Here is a 4,902-nt window from a genome sequence, read left to right on the forward strand (position 1 = left end):
GACCATGGCTGGACTGGGACAGGATGCGGACGCTTTCGACAGGGCCGCTGTCATCCAGGCCGATGGATACGACGCGACCGGCTTCGGCGCCGAGGTTGTCCGTGCGGAGCGGAAGAGGGGGAGGTGCGACCGTGCCGAAATCGGGAGCTTCAGGGGGCTGGAAACCGATCTGCTGGAAGAAGTCGGTCAGGGCGTTCCTGAAGAAGTTGGCGGTCGGATCAAGGAACGGAAGCAGGGCGATCGCCCCGGTATCCGATACCGTCAGGACCGGGCTCACGATCTGGAAGGATGTTTGTCCCTGCAGCTTGTCAAAGGTGATGTCGTCGGTCCTGGTCAGCGAGCCCGGAGAGGCGATCAACCCGGGCAAGGCGACAAGAAGATCGCGAAGCAGCATCTGTTCTGTTCCTTCGGCTGTCTAAAATGAACTTAACTGTTCAAAACTGGAAAGGCAGGCGGGCGTGCAGGAAGGATTTGCACGTCGGGGTAGTCTTGCCGTCAAGCGCGGCAACCTGTTGCCGCGCCCATGGCATTCTTTGCCTGCGGCACAATGCCTCGGCAAGCCCTCTGCCGAAGGAGGGCAGCGGAAGTCGTTGCATTGGCTTGTGAAAAAGGCAGGAAATCTGATCCTGCCGATCTGCGGCCGGTGCCGTGAGGCGGCTTTGGCCATCGCGAAGGGCTCGCCACCGGGGCCTGATCCGGGTTTCCCTCGCGGGATCAGCCGGATGGCGCTGCGGCCGGCGCGCTTCCCGTCATGGTGCGACAGGGATGCGCCGGCCCATGGCTCAGCCCTGCCGCCGCCCGCGCCACAGCAACACCCCGCCCGCCAGAACCGCCCCGCCGATCAGCAGATGGCGTGCGCTGATTCCCAGCCTTGCCTGGGCGCTGCGGCGATAGCGCGGGTCGAAGAAGCGGGTATCGGCCAGGATGCCGCCCAGCAGGGTTTCCCGGCGCAGGGGCAGGGGGCGCAGACCGCGACCCCCGGCCTGGCAAAGCCGGTCCAGTCCGGCGACCAGGCCGCCCTCCCGGGCGATGGCGGCCGAAACCTCGGCCGGGTCGAGGCCCAGATGCTCGGCCAGCAGCCCGTCGCGGAAGTTCTCGATCAGGGCGCGCGTCGCGTCATCCGGCGCGAGGATCGCCACGTCGCATTCGGTGTCGAAGCCCATCGAGCGGCGGTCGATATTGCTGGATCCGACCCGCAGCAGCACATCGTCCACGATCATGATCTTGGCATGGACATAGATCGGCTCGCCCCGCTCGGTCACGGGATAAAGGATGCGGAACCGGCCATGGGGATCGCGGGCGCGCAGGTGGCGGATCATGCGGCTGCGGGTGACATGCATCGCCTGGTCCTCGATGGCGCCCTGGGCGGCATGGGGGTTGATGACGACCACGTCCGGGCCATCGGGCTCGGCCAGGCGGCGCTCGACGGCGCGGGTGATGCTGTCGGCGCAGAAATACTGCGATTCGATGTAGATGCTGTGCCGGGCGCCGGCGATGGCGTCCAAGTACAGGTCCTCGATCTCGTGGATGCCGGGCCGGTCGGCCGTGGGCGGGGCGGTGCGGGCGATGGCCACGGGGATGTCGCAAAAGGCGGGGTTGATGCTGTCGGGCCAGATGTCGCTGCCGGGGGCGAAGTCCTCCTCGACCTCGGCATCGTGGGCATGGCGCCAGCGGGCGCGCGCCAGTTCCGACAGCGCCGCCGCAGCCGGCCCCGCCATCACGGTCGAGGCGTCGTGCCAGGGCTGGGCGCAATCCCCGGATTTGAAGCAGCGCAGCGGATTGTCGTCCAGGTGATCGCGGTCGTCCCAGCGGCCGTCGGTCACGTCGATGCCGCCGCAAAATGCCAGGCTGTCGTCGATGGCGACGATCTTCTGGTGGTGGCAGGCGCCGATCGGATGGCGGCCGTCGAAAGCCAGGTGGATCTGGTCGGGCGACATCAGCTTGACCTGCAGGGCGGGCAGGATGCCGCCCGGCGCGATCAGCGCGCCCCCGCTCCATTTCAGCAGGTAGATGTCCAGGCCGGGGCGCCTGTCAACGACCGCATCCAGAAAGGGACCGACCCGGTTCGGAAAGCCGTCCGGCGCCATCCCGTCCGCGTCGCTTTCGCCGGGCAGCATCTCGATCTCGAAGTCAAAGTCCCAGCCGATCATCATGACCAGGCGCCGGGCTTTCAGAAGCGCCTCACGCAGGGCACGGAAATAGGCTTGGCCATCGACGATGACGGCCAGCCGATCCGCCGTCTCAATGCGCCAGCAGTTAAGGCCGGGCTTGAATTCTATCATGCTACCTCGTGACATCAGCGCAAACGGAATAGAAACGCTCCTTGTTAGAAAGGATCTGGAGCGCGAAGTCGTTTCACCCTGCGGCAAAGGTTTTTGCATACACTGATCAAATGGATTAATCCCGCTTCCTAGATCTCAACCTGATCGACAAGCTGCTTGAAACCACTACGATGCGTCGCGCGCACACTGCTCCGGCCAAGATCGACATCAATCAACGACGGGTAGTGTCCGAGGACGTGGTGGACTTACACGCCGCGCTGGCGGTGTAATCGAGGTGGTCATCGAGGGCTTCGGTTTTTTGTGGAGTTGCGAGCTTCAACCACGGACCGAGGAGAACCCCGATGACCGAGACCAACATGCCCATGATCGAGCTTTTGCAAAAGCATGATGAGGGCGACTTCCTGCGCGCAGTGACCCAGGCTGTGCTCTAGACACTGACGGAGCATGATGTGGAGGGCATGATCGGGCCGCTCGGAATACTTACGCACCAACAGCAGGTTGGCCGCGGAGCGACCAGAGCCATGATCTGCGGCATCAGTTCCGCATCCTTGGCCTTGTGATAGCCCCGCTGCGGCCTGCTGCGACCCTGCAGGCGGTCGATCAGGTTCGACCGCGCCACGCCCAGCGTCTCTGCCACGACCTTCACTGGCAATCGCCCTTTAACGGCGGCCGCACGAGCAAGGTCGGTTTTTTACCCGCGACTTGTCCAGCGCTTCGCGCAGGATCTCCACTTCCATGGTCTTGCGCCCCAGCTGGCGTTCCAGCTCGCGGATCCGGCTTTCCATCTCGCGCACGACGCGATTGCTGGTGACATAGTCGTCCTCGGTTACGGCGACGCTTTCCCCTTCGAGCATCAGACGCCGCCAACGATACAACAGGTTCGGCGCCACGCCATTGCGCCGGGCCACGATCGAGATGCTGGCGTGATCCTCCAGCGTCTCTTCGACAATCCGCAGCTTCTCCGCCGCGCTCCAGCGCCGACGACGGCCGCCATCAGTGATGATCTCTACGTTAGCCATAAGCATGTGCTCAGGCATAAGCCTAAGCCTCCATCTTTAGGCCTGAGTGTCCGGTCGAAAGGGGGGCCAGTTCAAGCAGGTCAATGGCCGACATTCTTGTAAGGTTGCCTGAGAGAGGAAAGCGGATTAGCTATGAGGCATGCGCTGCTGCAAGACTGATGAAAGCTTTACACCTTCATCAGCCATACAGCAGCCTTCATCCGCTCCAGTGAACGTCAACGTCCCTAGTTGATGCAGTGCCAAAAAAACAACTTGGAGATAGTTGCCTTACTTACCCTGCTATTAATCTTCAGAACTTCTTCCGCCGTAAGGAAAGTAGACCGAGACTCGAGATCAGGAGTGCTGCTCCAGTAGGCAGAGGAACAGATGCCGGCTGATGACTGCTTTCTATCATATAGGCGAAATAATTCGTTTTACCTATGGTCAGCGCTGATAGAGGGTCTTCACCGAATATGTCAAAGAAAGAAAGTTCTATTTCCAGTCCGCTTCCAAAGATTGGTGCCAGATCTCCAGATAGCTCCGTAAAGGACAAATAGAGTAAGCCCGTCTTGGGCATAATGGTGCTCAGAACACCAGTTAGCAAAGTTTTACTTTGGCTATGCAAGGTAAAGAAGCCACTCACATCTGAGTACTGATTGCTCAGATCAAAGGTCAGCCCAAGATCTGCCAGCAGGTCACTTTCAAACGGGAAGTCCTGGCTCGTCGCAAAGGCATCGAAGCTAAGAAACTCGCCTCGACCGTCAAAACTGGTGAACTCCCCTATTGCAAGCGGAACATCAACGACTGGAGAGGTAACAGGCGCCGCGAACGCGCCAAAGGGCAAGATGGAGAGTAGACAAGCAGCAACAAGGCGTTTGAACATTGAGTAACCTTCCGATTGATACTTAGGTGATCATGCACCTAAAAGTAGTAGTCATTCAAAATTGAGAGGTTGTCTATACTCACGCCATCACCTCGAACGTAAATTGCGTCGTCGTAGCCCGCAGGATCATCCAGATACAAGACAACAGTGCTGCCAGCCTGTTGTATGCTAGCTACAGCTACACCCTTCGCTAAAGCTAGGCTGTCTACCCCAACTTCGTAGTCCATAATGCTCGTTCTTGCACGTACGCCATCCAGCGCTTCCTGGCCAAAGTAAAAGACGTCTGCGCCATCTCCACCTGTCAGTTGATCAAAATTTCCGCCTCCACCAATCAATAGATCCCTGCCATTGGTCCCCGTCAGAATGTCTCGCCCGACTGTTCCTTGGATGATGTTCTCGCCAATGCCAGTTGAAACAAGGCTTCCGCTGCCACGACCAGACTCAGAGATCGACAGCATAAGTTTTCCAGACAAGGAATCCAGATAGACTTTAGCATCCCTATTTTCTTCCAAGCCATTGATCTTAATGTCATCTAAGTTACCCGTGATACGATCGGCATTCATCAATGTCCACGTTGTGGCTTTGGTACCTTTGTAGTTGATCAGATCAATGCTTAAAATTCCATTAAGCCTGATGTCTGAACTTACGTTAGACCTTTCAAAGGCCCCTGAGTGGAACTCCCTGATCGTGCCAAGGCCCGTGGCATCCGCGACAAAGGCGAGGGTGGCCTTTTCGTGTA

The 4,902-nt window shown here is 59.3% G+C and carries 3 protein-coding genes and 2 pseudogenes; all 5 read right to left on the reverse strand.

The features are described 5' to 3' along the window. Positions 1-394, reverse strand: a 394-nt coding sequence (locus tag J0F76_RS19870) for a hypothetical protein (protein ID WP_207472129.1), incomplete at its 3' end; no start/stop codon positions are given. Between the two features lie 388 nt (positions 395-782). Further along, entirely contained in the window at positions 783-2,282 is a 1,500-nt protein-coding gene (locus tag J0F76_RS19875) for a phospholipase D-like domain-containing protein (RefSeq protein ID WP_207472130.1), read from the reverse strand. Positions 2,283-2,778: 496 nt separating this feature from the next. Continuing rightward, positions 2,779-3,319: pseudogene (locus J0F76_RS19880) on the reverse strand (transposase); the annotation flags it as partial. Between the two features lie 271 nt (positions 3,320-3,590). Further along, complete coding sequence (locus J0F76_RS19885) at positions 3,591-4,163, reverse strand: hypothetical protein (protein ID WP_207472132.1); 573 nt, start codon at positions 4,161-4,163, stop codon at positions 3,591-3,593. Between the two features lie 38 nt (positions 4,164-4,201). After that, positions 4,202-4,902: pseudogene (locus J0F76_RS19890) on the reverse strand (hypothetical protein); the annotation flags it as partial.

Source organism: Paracoccus fontiphilus, from assembly GCF_017356265.1.
GTDB lineage: Bacteria > Pseudomonadota > Alphaproteobacteria > Rhodobacterales > Rhodobacteraceae > Paracoccus > Paracoccus fontiphilus.

Bases quoted from the DNA above. Each gene is read 5' to 3' on its own strand.
- J0F76_RS19875 (WP_207472130.1), bottom strand. From the start codon at position 2,282: ATGATAGAATTCAAGCCCGGCCTTAACTGCTGGCGCATTGAGACGGCG.
- J0F76_RS19885 (WP_207472132.1), bottom strand. From the start codon at position 4,163: ATGTTCAAACGCCTTGTTGCTGCTTGTCTACTCTCCATCTTGCCCTTT.